Source organism: Streptomyces sp. ACA25 (assembly GCF_028200735.1).
In the GTDB taxonomy this organism is placed as follows: domain Bacteria; phylum Actinomycetota; class Actinomycetes; order Streptomycetales; family Streptomycetaceae; genus Streptomyces.
Map to the genome: position 1 here is coordinate 1 of NZ_JAQKPV010000054.1, position 2,013 is coordinate 2,013.

Sequence of the window (2,013 nt, forward strand, 5' to 3'; positions counted from 1 at the left end):
CCCCCCGCGCGCGCCCTCACCGCGCTCGGCCGGGCACTGGACGTGGGGGACACCTGCGTGACGGTCGCCGATGTCGACTGGGCCCGGTTCGGCGCCACCTTCACCAGCGGCAGGCCCAGTCCCATGCTCGGCGAGTTCGTCGAACGGGCCGAACCCAGTGCCACAACCGGCCAGGACACCGAACTGTCCGCACGCCTCCTTGGCCTGCCGTCGGGCGAGCGGCTCCGCGTGGCGACCGACCTGGTCCGCGCCGAGGCCGCTGCTGCGCTCGGCCACCGCACGGCCGAGGAGGTCCCGGCGGACCGGGCCTTCGCCGACCTGGGCTTCGACTCGCTGACCTCGGTCGAGCTGCGCGACCGGCTGGCCACCCTCACCGGCCTGCGCCTGCCCGCGGGCCTCGCGTTCGATCACCCCACGGCGGCCGTGCTCGCCGCTCACATCACCGGTCTGCTCGGGGAACCCGACGCCGGCGGCCCGGCCGTCACCGCTCCGGCGGCCGTGGACAACGACCCGGTGGTCATCGTCGGTATGGCCTGCCGCTACCCCGGCGGCGTGACCGGCCCGGGCGCCCTGTGGGAGGTGGCAGCCGGAGGCCGTGATGTCATCGGCGCGTTCCCCACCGATCGCGGCTGGGACCTCGACGCGCTCTTCGCCGGCGACGGACCCGGCACGTCCTACGTGAGCCAGGGCGGTTTCCTCACCGATGTCGGCCGGTTCGATGCCGAACTCTTCGGCATCTCCCCGCGCGAGGCGATGGCGATGGACCCGCAGCAGCGGCTGCTGCTGGAGACATCCTGGGAGACCTGCGAACATGCGGGCATCGACCCGCGGTCGCTGCGCGGCAGCCGCACGGGCGTCTTTGCCGGAACGAACGGGCAGGACTACTCCCGGCTGACCCTCGCCGACTCCGCCGGACTGGAGGGGCACGTCGCCACCGGCGGCTCCGCGAGCATCATGTCCGGTCGCGTCGCCTACTCCTTCGGTCTGGAGGGCCCGGCGGTCACGGTGGACACTGCATGCTCCTCGTCGCTGGTGGCTTTGCATCTGGCGGCTCAGGCGCTGCGCAATGGCGAATGCGACCTGGCCTTGGCCGGTGGCGTGACCGTGATGGCCACCCCTGGTGCCTTCGTCGAGTTCAGCAGGCAGCACGGCCTCGCAGCGGACGGCCGGTGCAAGCCGTTCGCCGATGCCGCCGATGGCACCGGTTGGGGCGAGGGTGTGGGCATGCTGCTGGTGGAGCGGCTCTCCGACGCTCGTCGCCACGGCCACTCGGTGCTCGCCGTCCTTGCCGGTTCCGCGACGAACTCCGACGGCGCGTCCAACGGGCTGACCGCGCCGAACGGACCGTCACAACAGCGTGTCATCAGGGCCGCACTCGCCGCCGCCGGTCTGACGCCCGCCGATGTCGACGTTGTGGAGGCGCACGGCACCGGAACCCGCCTGGGCGACCCCATCGAGGCCGAGGCACTGCTTGCCGTCTATGGTCAGGACCGGGACGAGCCGCTGCGGCTGGGCTCGATCAAGGCGAACATCGGACACACCCAGGCTGCCTCCGGCGTTGCGGGCGTCATCAAGATCGTCGAGGCGATGCGCCACGAGGTGTTGCCCCCCTCGCTGCACGGAGAGATGCCCTCGTCCGCGGTCGACTGGTCGGCGGGCGCTGTGGAACTGCTGACCGAGACTCGGCCGTGGCCCCGGACGGGCCGCACTCGCCGGGCGGGAGTGTCTTCCTTCGGGATCAGTGGCACCAACGCGCACATCGTGCTCGCTGATCCGCCCGCGTCGCCCGGGGCCGGCCTCGACGAGCCCGCGCCTGCCCACCTCGATCACCTGCCTGTGCCGGTGCCCTGGCTGCTGTCCGGTCATACTCCTGCGGCCCTTGCAGCCCAGGCGGAGCGTCTGCGCGGTGTGCACGGTGTCTCTCCGGTGGACATCGGCCACACTCTGGCGACCGGTCGCAGCGCGCTGTCCCATCGCGCGGTCGTGCTGGTGAGCGACCCTTCCCAGGCTGCC

At 72.4% G+C, this 2,013-nt stretch carries 1 protein-coding gene; it reads left to right on the plus strand.

The annotated features are described in order from the left end of the window. Positions 1-2,013, plus strand: a 2,013-nt coding sequence (locus PJ985_RS23105; protein ID WP_271685837.1) for a type I polyketide synthase, incomplete at both ends; no start/stop codon positions are given.